Raw genomic sequence first — 19828 nt, 5'->3', positions numbered from 1 at the left:
AATTAGTCATTAAATATGGAGGTTAGCGGACTCGAACCGCTGACATCCTGCTTGCAAAGCAGGCGCTCTACCAACTGAGCTAAACCCCCGCGAGTCATGAGTTTGCTGTCGTTTTTTCGACAACTTTGTTATTATAGCTACTCTAAAACAATATGGTCAAGAGCTAAACGAGCAAAATTACCAAAGATATTCCCGAAATTTCTACCAGTTCAAAGCCATGACTCAGGTTGTTGCTACATTTTATAAGTTTGTCAGCTTACCAGACTGCGCCGAAATACGCGAACCGTTACTGTCTTACTGCCTGTTTCAAGGGGTGAAAGGGACGATTCTACTCGCAGAGGAGGGAATTAATGGCACAATTGCGGCTGCTTCCCGAACGGTAATTGATTCCCTATTTGCTTTTCTCGGCTCCGATCCGCGTCTGGCAGACTTAGAGTACAAGTTATCTCGTGCTGAAGCACCCCCATTCGAGCGGATGAAGGTGAAGTTGAAGCGGGAAATTGTCACCATTGGAATACCGGAAGCAGATCCGAGCCAGCAAGTCGGTACTTATGTCAACCCTCAAGACTGGAATGCAATTATTAGCGATCCTGAAGTCGTTGTGATTGACACCCGCAATGATTATGAAGTAAAAATTGGGAGTTTCCAAAGAGCGCAAAATCCACAAACTCAGTCATTTCGCCAATTTCCTGAATACGTGCGTCAACATCTCAATCCCGACAAACATAAAAAGGTAGCAATGTTTTGTACGGGAGGAATTCGCTGTGAAAAAGCTTCATCTTTCATGCTGTCTCAAGGATTTCAGGAAGTTTATCACCTCAAAGGTGGAATTTTGAAATATCTAGAGGAAGTTCCATCTGAAGAAAGTTTGTGGCAAGGAGAGTGTTTTGTATTTGACGAAAGGGTAGCTGTACAACAAGGTTTAGCACCAGGTAATTATGAAATGTGTCGTAGTTGCGGACACCCAATTTCGGAATTAGATCGACAATCCGAAAAGTACGAAGAGGGAATTTCCTGTCCTGATTGCTTTGATACGCTTACCGAGGAGAAAAAAAGCCGCCAGCAGGCAAGACTAAACAAGTGAGTAGCAACTAATGACAAATGACAAATGACTAATTACACCTTTCTTGCCAAAGTTAAACCGTCTCCAATTGGTACAAGACTGAGAGTAATACGCCGATCTTGATGAAGTTTTTGATTTAAAGAACGTAATTTCTTAGTGCGATTATCTTGGATTTGTGGATCGGCAACTCGTCCCGACCATAAAACGTTATCAATGGCAATTAATCCGCCTGGACGTATAAGCTGAAGTGCTTGTTCGTAGTAACTATCGTAATTACTCTTGTCTGCATCAATTAAAGCAAAATCAAATGTTTCAGATGCACCTGTTTTTATGAGATCGTGAAGGGTTTCCTTGGCTGGTGCAACGTGCAAGTCAATTTTATTTGCTACGCCTGCCTGCTGCCACCAGTGACGCGCGATCGCAGCATATTCTTCACTTTTTTCACAAGATACTACTATACCATCAATGGGTAATGTTAATGCCATTAATAAAGAACTATAGCCCATAAATACACCAATATCTAAAGTTTTCTTTGCTCCGATTAATTGCAACAATAAGGCGATAAATTGACCTTGTTCCGGGGCGATTTGCATTTTACCTAATGGATGACGAGCAGTTTCTTGACGTAGTTGCGTCAAAATTTCTGGTTCTCGCAATGAAACAGATAATAAGTAATCATATAAATGTGGCTCTAATCCAAGTGTTTGCCAAGTCATTATAGAGTGAGGAGTGAGGAGTGAGTAGTGGACCTCCTGCATGAACCTACGAAATGTAGGTTTGAGAGATCTAGCAAAAAATGGCTGCTCGAATGTACGTCCCTATATCTGGTAGAGGATCTACACCGATTTTTAGGCAGCCCAAGAGCTACGACGTGAAGCACGATCGCGATACAAGTCAGTTAACCGTAAGTAAAAGGTAACGTTCGTGCGCTTAAATAGCTTTGCTCTGTTACCTGGCTCCATTGCATCAAGACTTGACGAGTGGATAGAAATGAATCAATGGTTCGCTTCGTTAAACGATCGCCACGCGATCGCATTTCTGCAATTACCTCACCAGAAGCATTTCCTAATGCCTGCATGACATCTGGTGGCAACTGCCGAACCTGGACATCATAATCGCGGATCAACGTCTGGAGCGCTCTGGCATTCCCAGCATTGGCTTCTACGAAACCCTGCTCATACTCTGCTTGAGCAGCGATCGCTACGATTTGCTGTAAGTCGGTCGGTAGTGCTTCATACTTTTCCCGATTCACAACTAACTCAACTAAACCGGAGGGTTGATTATAGGACGGGAAGTAATAATACGGCGCGATTTTGTGCAAACCATAATGCAGATCGACCAGCGGACCGACTAGCTCAAATCCATCTAGCTTTCCCGCTGGCATGGCTTGACGAATTTCCTCTAAATCCATCGATACTGGGCGGACTCCCAACTTAGACATTACATCTGCGGCTACGCCAGTTGCGCGAAATCGTAGACCCTTTAAATCATTCAAGCTATCGATCTGATAAGGGGGCTGCACCAAAATTACAACTGGCGATCGCTCGTCGTCGCGATAACTTCTCGCCCATTGTGCAGCAGTTTCTCCATATAGTTGAAGAACTCAGTCAAAAAGCTGGTATGGAATCTGTGGCATAAGATCTCTAACAAACAAAGTACTTGTGCGGGCAGGTTTGCTCGGATTCAACTTTCACTCGTAGATTGACTGTTTCCCCAGGTCGAAAATGGGTCATACATCGAACTCACCAACCAGATGCAACCGCCCCCAACACCACACGCACTATGCTCCGATTGACAACCAACAACCAAGAACTCACTACCATTCAACAGCAACTTCTTCAACCACTTGACGAAATGCTTCAACTATGGGCGATGCGTCCTCGCGCCGCCATACAAAAGCATACTCCAAAGTTGGTGCGTCGTGGGCAATCGCTACAAATACCACTCCTGGGTTTTTTACCTGCTGCATACTGGGCGCTAAGAGGCTAATTCCTAGTTGAGCTGTCACCAAGCCGATAAAAGTTTGTCCTGTGGCTCTATGAATTATTTTGGGAGTAAATCCCGCTCGTTCGCAGCAATGGATGATGTAATCGTATAATACAGGTCCATCCTGACGCTGGTGTAGTATGAGTGTTTCATTAGCCAGTTCCGACCAAGCGATCGCTTCTTGTAGCGACAACAGATGACTGACTGGTAAGGCAAATACCATGCGTTCTCGATAAATTGGTAGGACTGTCAAAAAAGACGTGCGAAGTGGTGGGTGTAGAAATCCGACATCGATTTTGGCAAGTTGTAGGGCTTCTACTTGATTTTCCGTACAGGCTTCGAGAATGTCGAGTTCGATCTGGGGGAAGCGATCGCGAAATACAGATAGGACTTTCGGCACGATTGTCTGTAGTGCCATTTCTGTAAATCCTACACCCAATCTTCCCGATGCTTGGATAGCAGTTTGACGCACGGTACGAATTGCTTGTTCTGTTCTTAGCAAAACTGCTTGCGCTTCTATTAAGAAAACTTTTCCTGCCGTTGTCAGTTGGACTTGGCGCGTGGTGCGGCTGACAAGTTTAACTCCCAGTTCTGTTTCTAGTTGAGCGATCGCCCGCGATAAGGATGGTTGCGCCATGTGTAGCTGTTCGGCAGCGCGTCTGAAATTTAAGCTTTTTGCCAGGACGACAAAGCAACGCAACCATTCTGTATTCATATGTTAACAATGGCGATCGCCGTTCTTTTTTCATTTCGCTTACTGATTGATACTCATAGTGAATCAATTCTGACCGATATCTGTATTAATTTTGACTAATTCTCAAGCTAGTATCAAAAAAAGTTGACGAATTGAGAATTTAAGTAAAATACGTCGATGAAAAGAAAAGTTTGGGCGATCGCCTGTGCTGTTCTATTTGCAATCTTATTATTTGCCAAAACTGGAATCGCTCAAGAAAGATCCAATACTGAGCGGACAACAACAGTTTCAACATTTTCAGGTCAAATATTTCCTAGCTATTTCCAATTTAAAGGGCGCTATCTTGCTGTGCTTTCTGATGCCGATATGGTAGCTTCGGCTTACATAGATAATAATTTGGGTGCGCGATCGCCCCAGATGAGAGACGAACTATCGCTGATTCCCCTGACTAATGGTTTACGAGAGTTAAATCCAATTCGCTTACCCGTATCTAATGCAGTTACAGCTTGGCCCTCAAACTTGGCTATTTCTCAAGATGGACGCTTTGCCTACGTAACAGAAGTCGATCGCCCACCGCCATCTGGGGCAACACAGAGAACGCAACTACAACCAGGGCAGAATATTAATGCGATCGATCTCTCCAACCCTACCTCGCCTCGGATCGTGCAAACAGTGCAAGTACGAGGACGGACTCAAGCGGCAACATTGTCCCCCGATGGTAAGCTACTCGCCGTCAGCGTATCGCGTAACGAAAACGAGCATATTTATTTTTATCCAATTCAAGGCAACGGGCAACTAGGTCAGCCTTCTGTTTTAAAATTTCCAGGCGCGGCTGAAGCACCACTGCACATTGAGTTTTCGCCCCGTGGTAATTTTTTAGCTGCAACCTTTGCCATGCAGAATGAAGCCCGATTTGCGCGGTATCAAGTTACAGGTAATAGCGTCAAGCTAGAAGCTTGGGGCGAACCACTGATTACCGGAAAATTTCCCTCTGTCGGGCATTGGACTCCCGATGGTCGTCACTTCATCGTCACAAATTTGTATTGGTTTGGCGGAACTGCCGATCTTTATGTTGGCGTTGGTAATTCGACGCTGACAGTGATTGCTTTTAACGATACGCCGCAAGCTGGAAAAGTCACCCATACAATCGTTTCAACTGCCCCTGTAGGTGCTTCGGCAGAAGAATTTGCTATTAGTCCCGATGGGCGACGAATCGTATCGCTGAATATGGAAAATTCGTTTTTACCACCTAAAGACCCGCGCTTGACTTACTACTGTTCACTAACGTTACTCGACTTCGATCGCCAAACTGGAATTCTCACCCCTAGAGGCACGTATCCATTTGAAGCCATTTTAGCCGAAGGAATTACCTTTGATGCTTCCGGTCAGTTTCTTGCCGTAGCAAATTTCGCCCAATTCAACCCACAACGACCTATAGAACAGACAACGATTGATTTTTGGCGGGTGGTAGACGGTGTAGAACCCAAGTTAGTGCAACTGGATATCAAAGTACCCGTGATGCGCGGCGCTCACATTGTCAAGTTAATTCCCTAAAAATTGTCGAGGAGGAATCCATGCTTTTTTCTCAAAAGTGGATGCGGTTGGGAATAATAACTACTGTAATTGTGCTACTTTCAGCCGGAAGCGTTCCTAAAGTCGCAGCCCATCACGGCTTTACAGGAGAATACGATGCCAGTCGCCCGCTGTACATTCAAGGAACTGTGCAGCAAGTGCGCTGGCAATCTCCCCACAGTACTCTAATTGTGGAATTGCCCAAAAATCTAGAAGTACCACCAGAGTTTCGCCAGTTATCCGGCAGCGAATTAGGCTCGGATACTCAAAAACAATTGACAGTCTCCGCCGACTTGTTAGGCACGCGATCGCGGGTAGAATTTCCCCCAGTATCCTCAATGGTCGCTCCTTTGCAAAACCGCTTACAAGTAGGAGATTCGATACAACTCGTCGTGTTGCGTAATTGCCAACCGCCTAATCAATTCAGGATACTGCTAGCGCGTCTGACTGATGGTACGACAGTTGCACGGGCAAAAACTGCCAATCAAGTCAATGGATGTTCCAGTTGAGTCAATGAATATTCTAGAATGGCTGGAGTATTCTGCAATTGGCGAAACCGCACGACAGTTTTATCCCTGGCTAGAGGTGATGCACATTCTCGGATTTTCCATGCTAATTGGCTGTATCACCATTTTCGATTTACGATTGTTGGGTTATTATCGCCGCCTTTCTATTGCTGACGGCGTGCTGTACCTGCTGCGGTTGGCACGGATGAGTTTTATTGTGGCAGCCGTATCAGGATTTTTCCTCTTTGCGGCGCAAGCAACTCTACTAGTTGTAAACCCAGCTTTTCGATTGAAGCTGCTACTACTAGCGATCGCCCTATTAAATGCAGTCATATTCCACTGGAAATTTTCCCCACCACGTCAAGTTAAACAATTAATTTTTGTAAAAGCAATTGCCATTATCTCCTTACTTGCTTGGATGGGGATTGTTATTTGTGGACGTTTTATTGCCTACACTTAAGACGAGCGGACAATTCAGTCAAAGTATATTCTAGTCAGCTTTATTCGACTTGGGTTATAAACCAGTGAGTTCATTCACTGACGGCGATTGCCTCCAGTGCAAGCTCTAGGATAACTAATTAATTTCAAATAATTGTTGAACGTGCTTTTGAAAGCCTAGCAGCCCTGCTTTGGAATTCCAGCTTTCTTGAAAAACATTCATATTTTCTAAGTCGATAACCTTTCCATCTCTCGGAAAAAAGATTTTTTGACCGAAGACTTGCTCGTAAGTTGGTGGATTGTGCCAATCAGCAGCCATCCAAACTGTTTTTACCATCCGATAAAGGCTAAATTCTGTTGCTGTTAAGTCTTTGTACAACTCACTATCTAAAACTCGAACAACATGAGTGACTCTGGCGTGTTGTCTTAAAATAATGAAATCGTCTTTTTGAGGCTTGCAAGCATTTTCATATTGATTGAACTTCCAATGTAACCCAAAAATATTTTCCGCTGGTTCAATATATTCAGTTTTATCCTTATAAGCCCAATATCTACCATCTTGATTTTTCACATTTTTAGTCCATTTTAGTCCAGCCAAATTCATGTTGAATTCCTCTGAGTAATTTTGCTTAATTGTATGAATTTTCAGGAGTATGAGAAAGTGAAAATAAAGCTATCGCAGCTAATTTGTATAGCTTCTATAGTTAAGATGCCCGACTACATGGAGAAATTCACAACAAATGCCAAATTTTCAATTGTAGGTAATTGCTCCTAAAGGTAAGTTCGGGCGATCGCAAATACAATTAACATCATCAAATAGTTAAGTCAAGGTTAATTTTTGCTGCTTGACTGTGGATCGAGATTTGTTTAAATTACTGCCGTAAACTCTTTTTTCTCAAGATTACTTTCACATCATTAACTACTAGCGGGATAGCGATCGCGTCAAATTTAAAGGCGGCTGAATTGTATCTGTTCAACAGCCTATTTTGGCTTGACAAAAATTAATTTTTTCAAAAACTTTTCTGTTTTTTTGTAAAGATCGAGGGCATGTTTATGAATTTCAACTTGCGACACATTAACCGTCGCTCATTTCTGCTCGGTTCGGCTTTCACCAGCGGGGCTGTAGCTGCTAGTTTGTTGTCGCCATCTCGACAAGTGAAGGCGCAAGCCCCAGGAATTGTGACCTCAGACAAAATGCGCCCGACAATCCCTTATGGAGTTGCCAGTGGTGATATAACGGGGAATCGCGCCGTAGTTTGGAGTCGCTGCGATCGCCCCGCACGAGCGATCGTAGAATACAGTACGAGTGAAAATTTTCGCCATGTCCGACGAATTATCGGAGCGCCAGCTTTAGAAGCAACTGACTTTACAGTTCGCGTTGACCTATCAGGACTGCCAACCGACGAGCAAATCTTCTACCGATTCACTTTTCAGGATTTGGACAACTCCAGCATTTCTAGTGTTCCTGTCATGGGAACTTTTCGCACGCCTTCAACTAAAAAACGCGACATTAAATTTGTTTGGGGAGGAGACACAGCCGGACAAGGCTGGGGAATTAATCCAGAATTTGGTGGCATGAAGATCTATGAAACCATGCGACAACTCAATCCAGACTTCTTCATCCACTCTGGTGATACGATTTACGCTGATAATCCAATCTTGGCTGAAGTCAAACTCGATGATGGTAGCATTTGGAAAAACATCACCACACCAGAAAAAGCAAAAGTAGCAGAAACACTGACTGAGTTTCGCGGCAACTACATCTACAACCTACTCGATGAAAATGTCCGCCGCTTCAATGCCGAAGTTCCTCAACTCGTCCAGTGGGACGACCACGAAACCACAAACAACTGGTATCCAGGCGAGATTCTGACAGATGTTGGTACAGATGCCCGTTATCAGGTTAAAGATGTGAATCTTCTGGCAGAACGGGCAAGACAAGCATTTCTAGAATACCAGCCAATTCGCTTCGATCCTAACGATCCAGAGCGGATTTATCGTTCGTTTCAGTACGGAGCGATGTTAGACATTTTCATGCTCGACAAGCGCAGCTATCGAGGCGCAAACTCGGCAAATCGTCAAACTGAGGCAAGCGACGAGACAGCATTTTTAGGTAAAGCTCAGGTCAGCTGGTTGAAGCAGCAGTTACTCACCTCTACTGCCACTTGGAAAGTTATCGCTAGCGATATGCCTATTGGACTGGTGATTCCTGATGGAACGACAGCTTATGAAGCGCTATCAAATGGAGATAACGGCGTTCCTCTAGGGCGAGAACTAGAGTTTGCAGATTTGTTTCAGTTCATCCAACGGCAAAATATCCGTAATGTCGTTTGGTTGACAGCGGACGTACATTATGCTGCCGCTCACTACTACGACCCTAGCAAAGCTCAATTTACTGATTTCAAGCCTTTTTGGGAGTTTGTTGCGGGTCCTCTAAACTCAGGCACATTTGGACCTAATGAGCTAGATAATACTTTTGGACCGCAGGTGAAATTTAACAGTTTGCCAGAGGGAACTAAGCCAAATCGTCCCCCTTCAGAAGGTCTACAGTTTTTTGGTATGGTCAAAATCGATCGCGATAGTGAAGTGATGACCGTCACCCTACACAATTTAGCTGGAGACACCCTCTACAGTGTGGATTTGCCACCAGAGGAGAGTTAGGTTCTCGGGGTTGTCATTAGTCATTAAACTTTTCTGGCAATCTGCTCTACACGAATGACCAATGACCAATGACCAATAACCAATGACAATTTATAGTTACGATCGAAGAGTTTATGCATGCCGAGTGAATTGCCATGACGATCGAACTCTACTATTGGACAACTCCAAACGGACATAAAATTACCATCTTTCTTGAGGAAGCAGAGCTACCTTACGAAATCAAGCCTGTCAACATTGCTAAGGGCGAACAGTTCGACCCAGAATTTCTCAAGATCTCACCTAATAATAAAATTCCGGCGATTATCGATCGCGACCCCCCTGATGGTGGCGAACCGATAAGCGTATTTGAGTCGGGGGCAATTCTGCAATATTTGGCAGAAAAAACTGGAAAATTCCTACCAGATAACCTACGCGATCGCGTCGAGACAATGCAATGGCTGTTCTGGCAAATGGGTGGATTGGGTCCAATGCTCGGACAAAACCACCACTTTGTCACTTACGCACCGGAGAAAATTCCTTATGCGATCGATCGCTATGTGAAAGAAACCGAGCGATTGTATGGCGTACTCGACGAACGGCTGACAAATCTGCCATTTATTACGGGCAGCTACTCGATCGCAGATATGGCAGTTTATCCCTGGATCGTACCCTACGAAACGCAGCAACAAAATTTGGCTGACTTTCCCAATCTCAAACGCTGGTTTGAGAGCATAAAAGCACGTCCCGCCGTGCAACGTGCCTATGCTAAGGCTGACGAAATTAGTACTGCGCCATCTGTCACTGAAGAATCTAAAGCGATTTTATTCGGTCAAGGGCGGCGGCGATCGTCTTAAGTGTTTTTGGTCAACTTTTGGCGTTGGCGATGCAGTAGCAAACCAGCGCCAATTGCACCGACACCAGCCAGCGTTCCAACACCTCCTGGTTCTGGAACTGTTTCTATTGAGCCAGTAATGACAGCATCACCCTCAAGCGAAAGAGCGTTCGGATCTGGGTTGAGTTGGTCAACTTGAGTGAAATTTAACGTCCCAGTCGCGCCTGTAAATATGCCCTCACCGCCTGTAATCGTTAGCGTACCGGAACCAAATCCCGTCAGATTTTCACGGTCAAATGTAGCCGTAGCCGTGGCGGTTCCCCGCAATTTGTTATCAGTTCCTTCTCCCTCAAATACAATGTAACCTGGTGGCAGATCTGGTAAGCCAAACGTAGCGGGATTGGTATCAAAGTTAAGCGCACCAGTTGCAGGATCGGTTCGCGCGTAGATTAATCCTTCATACTGAGTTAGACCATAAGGGGCTTCAGGATCGGAACTCGTAGCTAACTCAATTGATTGAGATAGCTCCTCGTCAATCGGTATGATATCAATTTTTGTATCGTAGTTACCGTTGAATGGATATATCGTCTGCGCGATCGCTCTTGTCGTATCCAGTCCCATGCTAGCCAATGCGAAAGCGACTGAAATCAGCTTTACTGTATATGAGTGAAGAGTCATTTGCATCCCGGCTTACAGCTATGCAAACAATCCTACAGCGCTAAATTTACAGTTTCTTGTGCTAATTTTTGGAAACATTTGCCGAATCTTTAGCAAATGCATCTTGACTCTAAGTTGCCTTTCTTCGCCTTGCAGCTGTCCGAGGCGGAGTGCGCCTTGCTTTGTGTCTGGTAGCTGGTTTAGCTGGTTTAGCTGGGGGTGGGGCTGTTTCTGGTTTGGCTGTTTCTGGTTCTGGTGCGGGTTCTGGTGCGGGTTCTGGTGCGGATTCCGGTGCGGGAGATTTAGAAGTTGTCCGAGTTGAAGTTTTCCCCTTGGCTTTAGGCTTAGTAGTCGATTTAGCTGGGGATTTGGTAGTCGATTTAGCTGAGGGCGCAGCTGATTCTGGTTTGGCTGTTTCTGGTTCTGGTGCGGGTTCTGGTGCGGATTCCGGTGCGGGAGATTTAGAAGTTGTCCGAGTTGAAGTTTTCCCCTTGGCTTTAGGCTTAGTAGTCGATTTAGCCGGGGATGTAGCTGATTCTGGTTTGGCTGTTTCTGGTTCTGGTGCTGGTGGGGATGTAGACGACACATCTACAGTTATCGTTCCTTTCGTTTCTGGTGTAACGACAGCCACCACCATTTGAGTTTGGCGATCGTGTGCTTCAAATTGTGCTACTAGATCGGCTAATCCCATTTGTCTTGAATATTTGGGAATAACACTTGCTTTCAGAAATTTTGCCTCCATTTGGGCGATCGCATCATTAGGGTAGTAATTGACGAGTAATACCCCATCTCCCTGTACTGCTGTCATATCTAAAAAGTAAGTACCCAGGCGGGGAAGGTCATCTTGCAGTAATTTTTGTAGTTTGTCCATGAGAATTGGAAATTGGAAATTGGTAATGGGTGAGAGGCGAGAGGTGAGAGGTGAGAGGTGAGAGCTATTTTCACGCACCACGCACCACTTTTTTAAGAAGATAATAACCGCCCGACCGTACGATTTTCGGGGATGAAAGTTTGTCGTGCAACTCGTTGAATATCGGCTGACGACACCTGAGAAATCGCTTCTAGTTCTTTAAATAAATTTTGCCAGGAACCTGTTTTGACTTCGTACTCTAACAACAACTGTGCCATCCCCATATTTGAGTCGAGCGATCGCAATAAATCTGCTTTAGCTTGTGTTTTGACCCGCTCCAATTCCATAGCTGAAACTGGTTCGGTTTTAAGGCGATCGATTTCTTTTCTCATCGCCGCTCCCACTTGATCAACTGTATGCCCTGGAGCTGTTAAAGCATAAAATAGCATTAAATTTTCATACTTATTACCAGGAAATCCACTGCTACCTTGAGCTGATAAAGCTAAACGTTGCTTCTCTACTAAAGATTGATAGAGCCGCGATGTCCGTCCGTTACTCAACAATCTACCAATCGTTTCATAAACCACATAATCTGGATCGTTAATTGCCGGACAGTGATAGCCTTCTAAATACCAAGGTTGAGTCGGTAATTTGAGCGTCACTTCTCGCGTTTTTTGCTGCTTTGGTTCTACTGTTGTCAACTTGGGAGGAGCAGCCTTAGCGCGATAGCGTCCAAAATAAACTTGAGCTAGCTGTTTTACCTGTTGGGGATTCACATCACCGACAATTGCGATCGTTAATTGACTTGGTATGTAATAAGTATGAAAAAACTGCTGCACGTCAGCCCGCGTTAAGTTACGAATATCTTGTTCGTAACCGATGACAGGACGCTTGTAAGGATGAACTTGATAAGCAGTATCGAGGAACTTTTCCACCATTTGTCCGATGGGTGAATTTTCTACCCGCAGCCGTCGCTCTTCTAAAATTACATCTTTTTCTTTGTAAAATTCCCGAAATACGGGTTCGAGAAATCGTTCCGATTCCAACGACATCCACATTTCTAGTTTGTTAGCGGGAAAGCTGTAAAAATACCGCGTTGCTTCTGTCGAAGTGTTAGCATTTAAACCTACACCACCAGCTTGTTCGACAATTTGCCCTAACTCATTTTGTTTGACTAACTGGGCTGCTTCAGCTTCTACTCGCTCAAATTGCGCTTGTAATTTGGTAACTTCTGCGTCTTTTTTCGCTGCTTTAGCTGCGGTAATTTCTGCTGCTAATTTGTCTAATTGTTCTAACAGCGGTTTTTCTACGGTATAGTCTCGCGTACCGATCCGCGCCGTGCCTTTAAATGCTAAATGCTCCAAAAAGTGAGCCACACCCGTCTTACCTACTGGTTCGTTAACTCCACCCACATCAGCATAGGTCAGAAAAGATACAACCGGTGCTTGATGGCGTTCCAAGATAATAAACTTCATCCCATTACTGAGACGAAATTCAGTTAAATCCTGGCTCACCCGCTTGTAATAAGGTTGGATTGACTTCGATTGAGCAGAATTCGGAAGTCGAAATTCAGAATTCGGAATTAAAGAGTCCCTACTCCCTGCTCCCTGCTCCCTGCTCCCTATTTCAGCTAAAGCTGTTTCCGAACAGACAACCCAAAACAAGATAGTTACAATTGTTAATATGGCAAGCAAGCGTTGCCAGATCTTAAATGCGGATAAAATTGAGCGGATAAAACGTACGATCTGATGCATCATAGATTGGACTCAATTGTGCGTTCGAGATAGATCTATTAACGATCTATTAAAGTTTGCCAGTTGTGCAGCTGGATGTAAGAGAATGTCCCTACAAGTTGTATTAACATCGATACAACCATAAATACCTTCTATGCAAGTTTTCAACCGTGCTTCACAGCCAGCAGATTCTTCTCGCGATCGCATTTTACAAGCGGCGCAGCGATTGTTCGCCCGTCAAGGGTTCGACGGTACGACAACCCGCGACTTAGCACAAGCTGCTGGTGTGGCGGAAGGTACGCTGTTTCGTCACTTTTCTAATAAAAAAGCAATTTTGGTCGAGGTAGCAACCCAAGGTTGGGTAGAAATTCTCACCGATCTGCTGACGGAATTGAGCGAAATGGGTAGCTATAAAGCTGTAGCACAAGTGATGCAGCGCCGAATGTGGAACTTTCAGAAGAATGCCGATTTGATGCGGGTTTGCTTCATGGAAGCCCAATTTCACCCAGATTTACGCGATCGCGTTCAATCCGAGGTAATTGCCAAGATGACGGATGTAGCCGAGGCTTTCTTTCAAACAGCGATGGAACGTGGTATTTACCGTCCGATGAATCCGCGCATTGTCGCCCAAGTATTCTTAGGCATGTTTGCCATCTCTGGTTTCAGCCACAACACGTTAATGGAACCCAACGCCTCCCCACAACAAATGAAAGAGATGGCGGAAGGATTGGCTGATATTTTCCTCAATGGGGTTTTAGTAAAAAGTCATTAGTCATTGGTCATTCGTCGTTTGTTGTTGCCAATGACAGATGACGAATAACTATTCTATAGATGAACGCAAGATATTAAAATCTTGTTAATAATTAAATATTGATGTGTTCTGCGCCTCGGAGGTTGCGAATGAAAGACCTAAGTAAATGGTTGAACCCTAGAGCGGCGATCGGAAGTTTACTAAGTGTTATTGTTTTGCTGAGCGTAGCAGGCGGACTTGTTAGCTGTACTCCTAGTGGAGATGAAAGAGTCAGAGACACGAACGAGAATGTAGAAGAAGACAACGAGAACGAAGCAGACGGCGATGATGAGGACAACGAAGCGCCCAACACAGATAACCAAGATGATGACTGATTTTGTCATTGGTTATTGGTCGTTGGTCATTGGTCATTGGTCATTGGTCATTTGTGAGTGGCTAGTCACTAGCCACCAGTCACTAGTCACTATCCACTCTTCACGACTTACTTTTCAATGACTCATGACACTGAAGTTGAAACTCTGCGGCAGCGGCGACAGCAACTAGCCGATCGCCTTGATGTACCGGTTATACTATGGTCGGGACGCAGTAGCGCGCGTAATTTTCCTGCTAATTGCTTTCCTTTTCGTGCCAGCAGTCACTTTCTCTATTTTGCTGGTATTCCCCTGGAAATGGCTGCGATTCGTCTAGAAGGGGGGAAAATGACGTTATTTGTAGACGATCTCAAACCAGAAAACGCCCTTTGGCATGGAGAAATGCCCAGCAGAACGGACATTGCGACTCAGATTGGTGCAGATGCAGCTTTACCCATGAGCGAGTTGGAATCTCATGCTGTGGGGGCAGCTACTATTGCCGCACAGAATACCATGACCGCTCTCCAACAGTCTCGCATCCTTAACCGTCCAGTTTCACCAGCTAAGGTATTGCAAGGCATCGATTTGGATTTAGCTCAAGCAATTGTAGCACTGCGGCTCAGTCACGATCGCGCTGCTTTATCTCAATTACGGCAAGCTGCTGATGTGACAATCCAAGCTCACATTGCTGGTATGGCAGTTACAACTAACGCCTCATGGGAGGCAGATGTGCGCGCAACGATGGAACACGTCATTCTTGCCAATAACATGAGCTGTGCTTATACCAGTATCGTGACGGTGCATGGAGAGGTGTTGCATAACGATCGCTACCATCACCCGTTGCAGTTGGGAGACTTGTTACTGGTGGATGTAGGAGCAGAAACATCTACAGGTTGGGCGGCGGATGTCACCCGCACTTGGGCTGTATCTGGGCAATTCTCAGCTACTCAACGGGCGATTTACGATGTCGTATTGGCGGCGCACGATGCTTGTATTGCGAAAATTCGTCCCGATGTAGAGTATCGAGACATACATTTGCTAGCGGCGACGGTTATTGCTCAAGGTTTGGTCGATCTAGGCATTTTGCACGGTCAACCGGAAGATTTAGTCGAAATGGATGCTCATGCCCTATTTTTTCCCCACGGCATCGGGCATTTGTTAGGGCTAGACGTTCACGATATGGAAGATTTAGGGGATATTGCTGGATATGAGGAAGGGCGCAAACGCAGCGATCGCTTTGGGTTAAATTATTTACGGTTGAATCGTCCTCTCCGTCCTGGGATGTTAGTGACGATCGAACCAGGATTCTATCAAGTCCCGGCAATTTTAAACGATCGCGATCGGCGGGAAAAGTATCGAGATGTCGTCAATTGGGAACGCTTAGCTCAATTTGCCGACGTGCGCGGCATTCGGATTGAGGATGACGTGTTAGTTACCGAGACTGGCAGAGAAGTCTTGACGGCGGAATTACCGACTAAAGCAACGGCGGTGGAGGCTTTAGTTCAAGGGGACTTGTCTCGTCTAGAAGCTGCCTATAGTTAGAGCTTAATTCAACTGAGCAAAAAGCACTTCCCAGTCGGTTATTTCCGGTCTAGCACCAGAATTGACAATTTCAAAAGTCTTTCCTACCGTTGTCGGATAAGATAGACACTCTACGCAAGCCGTAGCGACATCAATCCGGCTAGTGTCTCCTACCAACGTATCGCCCGTACCTACAACGACAGCTAATTTACCGTCAGTCTTTGCCTTTAATAATGTATTGAGATCGTAAGAAGTATAAGGACCATCAATTAAACGTCCTGGGCGAATAATTGTATAAGGCAAACCCGAAGCCATAATCGCCTCTTCTCCTGCTTGTTTGGCATCGAGTACGCCAAAAGCATTGAGAATACTGAAAGGAAACTGCTTTTTGCGTAAAACGCCACAAGAAGAAACAAAAATAAACCGTTGCAAATCTCGCGGTGCAGCTGCCACCAAATTTTTCACGCCAATAGCATCAACCTGCTGCGGACTATTTTGGGCTGAGAAAAAGTTTTGAAAGTCCCACTTGGCAGAAGGAAAGGCAGTCGTACCAGTACAGCAGATAATGTGCGTTACATCCTGTACTGCTGCTGGTAGGGTGTTGGGTTGACGAATATCGCCTACAGCAATTTCGACGCGATCGCCAAACATCTGCTTGGCTTTATCGGCTTGACGGGTGAGGGCGCGCACGCTAAAACCTTTTTCCAGTGCTTTAGCGACTGCTAGTTGTCCGACTCCGCCTGTTGCACCAGCGACTAAGATTAATGCTGCTGTCATTTTGCTACCATCCGTAAAGCTAAAGAAATTAATGAGAGGAAAGTTAAGAACCCAACGGCATCCAGAATAGTTGTGAGTAGAGGACCGCTAATCAATGCCGGATCGAGTTTCAATCGCTTTAATCCCATCGGTAGCATTGTCCCTAAACTTGCCGCTACAAATACGTTAATTGCCATCACCGAAGCAGCTACAATCGCTACCCAGCGTTCTTGGGGTGGCGACCAAATTAAGGAAAGAATCCCCAAAGCGATCGCCAAAGCTATGGCTGTTCCTAGCCCAGCCAAGATCTCTTTGCGGAGAATTTTTAACGTATCTAGAGGTGTCACTTCGCCTACACCCAACCCGCGTACCGTCACCGACAAAGCTTGTATGGCAACATTGCCACTAGTGTTAGATAAAATCGGCATAATTACGGCTAATACTGGCACAACGGAAATCACCTGTTGAAAAGGCGCGATCGCGCTAGCTGCCCCAACGTACAACCCAATATTCGCCAACAGCCAAGGCAATCGCTTGCGGATCGTTACCTGGGGAGGAGACAAAGCCGCTTCGTCACCACCACTGACCCCTGCTAACTTTTGAATATCTGCCGTGGCTTCTTCTTCTAAAATATCTACCACGTCGTCAACGGTAATAATTCCTACCAAGCGATCCTCCCGATCTACGACAGGGATGGCGATCAAGTCGTAGCGTTTCATCAACTGGGCGGCTTCTACTTGGGGGGTGTCGGTTCTGACTCGCACGACACGCTGACTGGCAATCTCGCGAATGAGAACATCAGGAATAGTAAATAATAATTGTCGTAAGGAAACCACGCTCACCAGTTTGCGATTATCATCGGTGACATAGGCGTAGTAAATCGTTTCCTTATCTTCGTCATTGCGACGGATCTTATTGAGGGCTTCTCCTACAGTTAAACCTTGGCGCAGGCGGACGTATTCCGTCGTCATCACCCGTCCCGCCGTACCTTCGGGATAGCCTAATATTGTTGCTGTTGCCTGTCGTTCTTCCGCACTAAGTTGCTGTAGCAGCCGCTTGACAACACCAGCAGGTAACTCGTCAAACAATTCTGCCCTGTCGTCAGGACTCATGGACTCTACCAGGTGAAATACCTGGGCATCGTGCAGAGAACCGATGAGTTCTTCCTGCACTTCTTGAGGTAAGTATTCAAATACAGCGATCGCCTGATTTTTGTTGAGCAAGCGAAAGGCGATCGCTTGTTGCTGGGGAGAAAGTTCCGCAATATAATCCCCTGCATCTACAGGGGGCAACCGGTTTAATTCTGCTTTGAGTAAGTTGAGATCGGTAATATCGGTTAGGGCAATACGTCCTTCTTGAGTGAGCATAAACACCTCCTAAGTCTCCCCTACTCTGAGAGACTAGTTCGCTCAGCTCAGAGGAGAATATTACTGTGGGGGGATGGACTTCGATCCGTGTCCATAAAATTGGAGCAATTCAACATCGATACCCGTTGTGGGAATCGCTACGTTTAATCGTAACCTGCAAGTGTTGTTTTCGGAAGTCCAAGCTAAAAATGACCGAAACATTTGTGTATCTCGCTGGTTGTATTATTATCTTGCCCGATTTGCGATCTGAATTTACCTTGTTTGCTGTCGAGATAGGGAATTAATTGCCACTAATGCGATCGCAATCAAAGCAAAAGAAAATAAAGTCGTCAATGTTCCCAAGGCATAGAGTGCGGGAGAAGTGACATTTGTTGTCATACCAAAAATTTCTAGTGGCAAGGTGTTAGTCTCTCCAGAAATTAATGATGTGCGGGTAAACTCATCGTAGGAAAGTGTAAATCCTAGTAACCCTACACCAATGACACTAGAGGCAATTAGAGGAAATACAATTTGCCAAAATGTTGTCGTGTCGCTCGCTCCCAAATCGCGGGCAGCTTCTTCATAAGCAGGGTTAAAACGACCGAATATCCCTAGCATAATTAGGAAAGCAAAAGGTAGCGTCCAGGTTAAATGTCCGGCAAGTGCTGAAGAATACCACTGATTATCTAACCCAACTATACTAAACAAAATTCCAATTCCTAATGAGACTAAAATACTAGGAACTATTAAGCTAGAAATTGTCAAGTAAAAAATCAAATTCGAGCCGAAAAACTTCCGACGAAATGCTAGCCCTGCCATCACACTAAAGACAACTGTAATTAGCATGACAATTAATCCCAACCAAAGCGATCGCCCAAATCCATCGACAAAGTTTCCTACCCGCTGCGGCTCAAACACTGCTTTGAGCCAATGAAAACTAAAACCACGCATTGGGAAAGTTAATTGTCCTTCCGGTCCCTGCAACGATAAGAGAAAAATTGCCGACATCGGACCATAAAGGAATAAGACAAATAATCCGAAAAATCCTGCTAGCAAATAATATGAAAGCGATCGTCTTTTTTCAGCCATATTAATTAGGGAGTAGGGAGTAGAAACCAGTGACCAGTAAAGAGTGGTAGTTGGTAGCTGGTGGTCAGTCATTTTACCTTTTAACTTTTAACTTTTGACTTTTTATAACTCTTTGCGAATATCAACCACGCGCAAAATAGCAAAGACAATTATCAGCGTAACAATCAACAACACAATCGCATTTGCTGCTGCTAGTGGATACTGCAAGCTATCAAGTTGGTTCTTAATTAAATAGCCAACAGAAGAAGACTTACCACCACTCATAATCCGCATCGTGGCAAATTCTCCCATCACCAACGTCACCACGAAAATCGAACCGATCGCAATTCCCGAAGCAGATAAAGGTAGAATAATTTCCTTTTGAATTTGAAATGGAGAAGACCCCAGATCCTCAGCCGCCGTTACTAAAGAGCGATCGATCCGCATCATGCTATTAAAGATTGGGGCAACCATAAATAAACAGTAGAGATGCACCATTGCTAGAATGACGGAAAAATCGGAAAACAGAAAAATCTCCACTGGCTGATTAGTGATACCTAGCCCCATTAATGCCTGATTAATTAACCCCTCTCTACCTAAAAATGGAATCCAAGAAATCATCCGAATAATATTGGATGTCAGAAAGGGAACAGTACAGATTAAAAATAAAATTGTTTGCCATTTCGGGCTTTTAATGTGAAAAGCTAAAAAGTAAGCAACCGGATAGCTAATCAGTAAACAAAACAACCAAACGAGGAAAGCAAATTTAAAGGTATTGAGATAAGTTGACAAGTAAACTCTCGAACTAAAAATTCCCAGGTAGTTATTTAAAGTGAATCCTGGGGTCATCGCAAAGCCGTTAAAATTCCAAAAACTGACAATTGCGATCGCGATAATTGGCAGCACCAAAAACAAGACAAACACCAGTGTTTGTGGAGCTACCAGCAAATAATTACGTAAGGTTTTTGAGTTGTTCATGGGGAGTCGGGAGTCGTAGGGGCGGGTTTTGACTAAAAATTGAAGGCTTTGGTTGTCAATCTCTTTGCTAAACCCGCCCGTACCGGA

21 protein-coding genes and 1 tRNA gene are annotated in these 19828 nt (G+C 44.9%); 10 read left to right on the top strand and 12 right to left on the bottom strand.

Annotated elements, in window-relative coordinates:
- Nucleotides 1–16: 16 nt before the first annotated feature.
- Nucleotides 17–89, bottom strand: a tRNA-Ala gene (locus ACRC32_RS22495).
- Nucleotides 90–217: 128 nt separating this feature from the next.
- Here ACRC32_RS22495 and trhO point away from each other — a divergent pair.
- Nucleotides 218–1084, top strand: coding sequence for an oxygen-dependent tRNA uridine(34) hydroxylase TrhO (gene trhO / locus ACRC32_RS22490; RefSeq protein ID WP_438556061.1), 867 nt, complete (start codon nucleotides 218–220; stop codon nucleotides 1082–1084).
- 32 nt (nucleotides 1085–1116) lie between these two features.
- On the opposite strand, the gene ACRC32_RS22485 is transcribed toward trhO, so the two are convergent.
- Together ACRC32_RS22485 and ACRC32_RS22480 are read right to left on the bottom strand one after the other, a co-directional pair.
- Nucleotides 1117–1779: a class I SAM-dependent methyltransferase gene (locus tag ACRC32_RS22485; protein WP_438556060.1), complete on the bottom strand. Its 663-nt coding sequence runs from the start codon at nucleotides 1777–1779 to the stop codon at nucleotides 1117–1119.
- 182 nt (nucleotides 1780–1961) lie between these two features.
- Nucleotides 1962–2585 (bottom strand): hypothetical protein, encoded by a 624-nt coding sequence (locus tag ACRC32_RS22480; RefSeq protein WP_438556071.1) that lies wholly within the window; start codon nucleotides 2583–2585, stop codon nucleotides 1962–1964.
- Here ACRC32_RS22480 and ACRC32_RS22475 point away from each other — a divergent pair.
- Entirely contained in the window at nucleotides 2525–2701 is a 177-nt protein-coding gene (locus ACRC32_RS22475; protein WP_438556073.1) for a hypothetical protein, read from the top strand. The genes ACRC32_RS22480 and ACRC32_RS22475 overlap by 61 nt on opposite strands.
- A 178-nt stretch (nucleotides 2702–2879) precedes the next feature.
- Here the strand turns inward: ACRC32_RS22475 and ACRC32_RS22470 are convergent, their stop codons facing one another.
- Complete coding sequence (locus ACRC32_RS22470; protein WP_438556059.1) at nucleotides 2880–3764, bottom strand: LysR family transcriptional regulator; 885 nt, start codon at nucleotides 3762–3764, stop codon at nucleotides 2880–2882.
- A gap of 156 nt (nucleotides 3765–3920) precedes the next feature.
- On the opposite strand from ACRC32_RS22470, the gene ACRC32_RS22465 reads away from it, so the two are divergent.
- Genes ACRC32_RS22465 through ACRC32_RS22455 form a run of 3 tightly spaced genes read left to right on the top strand, consistent with a single transcriptional unit; the run spans nucleotide 3921 to nucleotide 6281 of the window.
- A complete protein-coding gene (locus tag ACRC32_RS22465) occupies nucleotides 3921–5297 on the top strand; it encodes a hypothetical protein (protein ID WP_438556058.1) in 1377 nt (458 codons plus the stop codon).
- Nucleotides 5298–5317: 20 nt separating this feature from the next.
- Nucleotides 5318–5824 carry a DUF6152 family protein gene (locus tag ACRC32_RS22460; RefSeq protein WP_438556057.1) on the top strand — a complete coding sequence of 169 codons (507 nt, stop codon included), beginning with the start codon at nucleotides 5318–5320 and terminating at the stop codon, nucleotides 5822–5824.
- On the top strand, nucleotides 5808–6281 hold the full coding sequence (locus tag ACRC32_RS22455; RefSeq protein ID WP_438556056.1) for a DUF6644 family protein: 474 nt from the start codon (nucleotides 5808–5810) through the stop codon (nucleotides 6279–6281). The genes ACRC32_RS22460 and ACRC32_RS22455 overlap by 17 nt, the downstream gene beginning before the upstream one ends.
- A gap of 114 nt (nucleotides 6282–6395) precedes the next feature.
- Here ACRC32_RS22455 and ACRC32_RS22450 read toward each other — a convergent pair whose 3' ends face one another.
- On the bottom strand, nucleotides 6396–6863 hold the full coding sequence (locus tag ACRC32_RS22450) for a hypothetical protein (protein WP_438556055.1): 468 nt from the start codon (nucleotides 6861–6863) through the stop codon (nucleotides 6396–6398).
- A 449-nt stretch (nucleotides 6864–7312) separates the two neighbouring features.
- Between ACRC32_RS22450 and ACRC32_RS22445 the strand changes: the two genes are divergently transcribed.
- Together ACRC32_RS22445 and ACRC32_RS22440 are read left to right on the top strand one after the other, a co-directional pair.
- Nucleotides 7313–8920, top strand: a complete 1608-nt coding sequence (locus ACRC32_RS22445; RefSeq protein WP_438556054.1) for an alkaline phosphatase D family protein — start codon at nucleotides 7313–7315, stop codon at nucleotides 8918–8920.
- Nucleotides 8921–9054: 134 nt separating this feature from the next.
- The gene (locus ACRC32_RS22440) at nucleotides 9055–9753 is read left to right on the top strand and encodes a glutathione S-transferase N-terminal domain-containing protein (protein ID WP_438556053.1); all 699 of its coding nucleotides are present in this window, start codon (nucleotides 9055–9057) and stop codon (nucleotides 9751–9753) included.
- On the opposite strand, the gene ACRC32_RS22435 is transcribed toward ACRC32_RS22440, so the two are convergent.
- From ACRC32_RS22435 to ACRC32_RS22425, 3 genes are all read right to left on the bottom strand, one after another.
- On the bottom strand, nucleotides 9750–10361 hold the full coding sequence (locus ACRC32_RS22435; RefSeq protein ID WP_438556052.1) for a hypothetical protein: 612 nt from the start codon (nucleotides 10359–10361) through the stop codon (nucleotides 9750–9752). The genes ACRC32_RS22440 and ACRC32_RS22435 overlap by 4 nt on opposite strands.
- Nucleotides 10362–10518: 157 nt before the next feature.
- On the bottom strand, nucleotides 10519–11340 hold the full coding sequence (locus ACRC32_RS22430; RefSeq protein ID WP_438556051.1) for a hypothetical protein: 822 nt from the start codon (nucleotides 11338–11340) through the stop codon (nucleotides 10519–10521).
- Between the two features lie 11 nt (nucleotides 11341–11351).
- Nucleotides 11352–12995: a M16 family metallopeptidase gene (locus ACRC32_RS22425; RefSeq protein WP_438556050.1), complete on the bottom strand. Its 1644-nt coding sequence runs from the start codon at nucleotides 12993–12995 to the stop codon at nucleotides 11352–11354.
- 130 nt (nucleotides 12996–13125) lie between these two features.
- Between ACRC32_RS22425 and ACRC32_RS22420 the strand changes: the two genes are divergently transcribed.
- The 3 genes from ACRC32_RS22420 to ACRC32_RS22410 all read left to right on the top strand — a co-directional run bounded on the left by ACRC32_RS22420 (nucleotide 13126) and on the right by ACRC32_RS22410 (nucleotide 15614).
- Nucleotides 13126–13743 carry a TetR/AcrR family transcriptional regulator gene (locus ACRC32_RS22420; protein ID WP_438556049.1) on the top strand — a complete coding sequence of 206 codons (618 nt, stop codon included), beginning with the start codon at nucleotides 13126–13128 and terminating at the stop codon, nucleotides 13741–13743.
- Between the two features lie 128 nt (nucleotides 13744–13871).
- Complete coding sequence (locus ACRC32_RS22415) at nucleotides 13872–14096, top strand: hypothetical protein (protein WP_438556048.1); 225 nt, start codon at nucleotides 13872–13874, stop codon at nucleotides 14094–14096.
- Nucleotides 14097–14213: 117 nt separating this feature from the next.
- Nucleotides 14214–15614, top strand: a complete 1401-nt coding sequence (locus tag ACRC32_RS22410) for an aminopeptidase P family protein (RefSeq protein WP_438556047.1) — start codon at nucleotides 14214–14216, stop codon at nucleotides 15612–15614.
- Nucleotides 15615–15617: 3 nt separating this feature from the next.
- Here the strand turns inward: ACRC32_RS22410 and ACRC32_RS22405 are convergent, their stop codons facing one another.
- From ACRC32_RS22405 to ACRC32_RS22390, 4 genes are all read right to left on the bottom strand, one after another.
- Nucleotides 15618–16370, bottom strand: a complete 753-nt coding sequence (locus tag ACRC32_RS22405; protein WP_438556046.1) for an SDR family oxidoreductase — start codon at nucleotides 16368–16370, stop codon at nucleotides 15618–15620.
- Entirely contained in the window at nucleotides 16367–17716 is a 1350-nt protein-coding gene (gene mgtE / locus ACRC32_RS22400; protein WP_438556045.1) for a magnesium transporter, read from the bottom strand. The genes ACRC32_RS22405 and mgtE overlap by 4 nt, the downstream gene beginning before the upstream one ends.
- Before the next feature lie 252 nt (nucleotides 17717–17968).
- Entirely contained in the window at nucleotides 17969–18784 is an 816-nt protein-coding gene (locus ACRC32_RS22395) for an ABC transporter permease (protein WP_438556070.1), read from the bottom strand.
- Nucleotides 18785–18886: 102 nt separating this feature from the next.
- Nucleotides 18887–19741: an ABC transporter permease gene (locus ACRC32_RS22390; protein WP_438556069.1), complete on the bottom strand. Its 855-nt coding sequence runs from the start codon at nucleotides 19739–19741 to the stop codon at nucleotides 18887–18889.
- Between the last annotated feature and the right edge of the window lie 87 nt (nucleotides 19742–19828).

Source organism: Chroococcidiopsis sp. (genome assembly GCF_051657925.1).
Classification (GTDB): Bacteria; Cyanobacteriota; Cyanobacteriia; order Cyanobacteriales; family Chroococcidiopsidaceae; genus Chroococcidiopsis.
Note: the sequence above shows the minus strand (reverse complement) of the source record. Positions and strands in the feature narration are given on the sequence as shown.

What these genes read in the sequence shown, in the direction of transcription:
- trhO (WP_438556061.1), top strand. Translation starts at nt 218, where the DNA reads ATGACTCAGGTTGTTGCTACATTTTATAAGTTTGTCAGCTTACCAGAC.
- ACRC32_RS22485 (WP_438556060.1), bottom strand. Translation starts at nt 1,779, where the DNA reads ATGACTTGGCAAACACTTGGATTAGAGCCACATTTATATGATTACTTA.
- ACRC32_RS22470 (WP_438556059.1), bottom strand. Translation starts at nt 3,764, where the DNA reads ATGAATACAGAATGGTTGCGTTGCTTTGTCGTCCTGGCAAAAAGCTTA.
- ACRC32_RS22465 (WP_438556058.1), top strand. Translation starts at nt 3,921, where the DNA reads ATGAAAAGAAAAGTTTGGGCGATCGCCTGTGCTGTTCTATTTGCAATC.
- ACRC32_RS22460 (WP_438556057.1), top strand. Translation starts at nt 5,318, where the DNA reads ATGCTTTTTTCTCAAAAGTGGATGCGGTTGGGAATAATAACTACTGTA.
- ACRC32_RS22455 (WP_438556056.1), top strand. Translation starts at nt 5,808, where the DNA reads ATGGATGTTCCAGTTGAGTCAATGAATATTCTAGAATGGCTGGAGTAT.
- ACRC32_RS22450 (WP_438556055.1), bottom strand. Translation starts at nt 6,863, where the DNA reads ATGAATTTGGCTGGACTAAAATGGACTAAAAATGTGAAAAATCAAGAT.
- ACRC32_RS22445 (WP_438556054.1), top strand. Translation starts at nt 7,313, where the DNA reads ATGAATTTCAACTTGCGACACATTAACCGTCGCTCATTTCTGCTCGGT.
- ACRC32_RS22440 (WP_438556053.1), top strand. Translation starts at nt 9,055, where the DNA reads ATGACGATCGAACTCTACTATTGGACAACTCCAAACGGACATAAAATT.
- ACRC32_RS22425 (WP_438556050.1), bottom strand. Translation starts at nt 12,995, where the DNA reads ATGATGCATCAGATCGTACGTTTTATCCGCTCAATTTTATCCGCATTT.
- ACRC32_RS22420 (WP_438556049.1), top strand. Translation starts at nt 13,126, where the DNA reads ATGCAAGTTTTCAACCGTGCTTCACAGCCAGCAGATTCTTCTCGCGAT.
- ACRC32_RS22415 (WP_438556048.1), top strand. Translation starts at nt 13,872, where the DNA reads ATGAAAGACCTAAGTAAATGGTTGAACCCTAGAGCGGCGATCGGAAGT.
- ACRC32_RS22410 (WP_438556047.1), top strand. Translation starts at nt 14,214, where the DNA reads ATGACTCATGACACTGAAGTTGAAACTCTGCGGCAGCGGCGACAGCAA.
- ACRC32_RS22405 (WP_438556046.1), bottom strand. Translation starts at nt 16,370, where the DNA reads ATGACAGCAGCATTAATCTTAGTCGCTGGTGCAACAGGCGGAGTCGGA.
- mgtE (WP_438556045.1), bottom strand. Translation starts at nt 17,716, where the DNA reads ATGCTCACTCAAGAAGGACGTATTGCCCTAACCGATATTACCGATCTC.
- ACRC32_RS22395 (WP_438556070.1), bottom strand. Translation starts at nt 18,784, where the DNA reads ATGGCTGAAAAAAGACGATCGCTTTCATATTATTTGCTAGCAGGATTT.
- ACRC32_RS22390 (WP_438556069.1), bottom strand. Translation starts at nt 19,741, where the DNA reads ATGAACAACTCAAAAACCTTACGTAATTATTTGCTGGTAGCTCCACAA.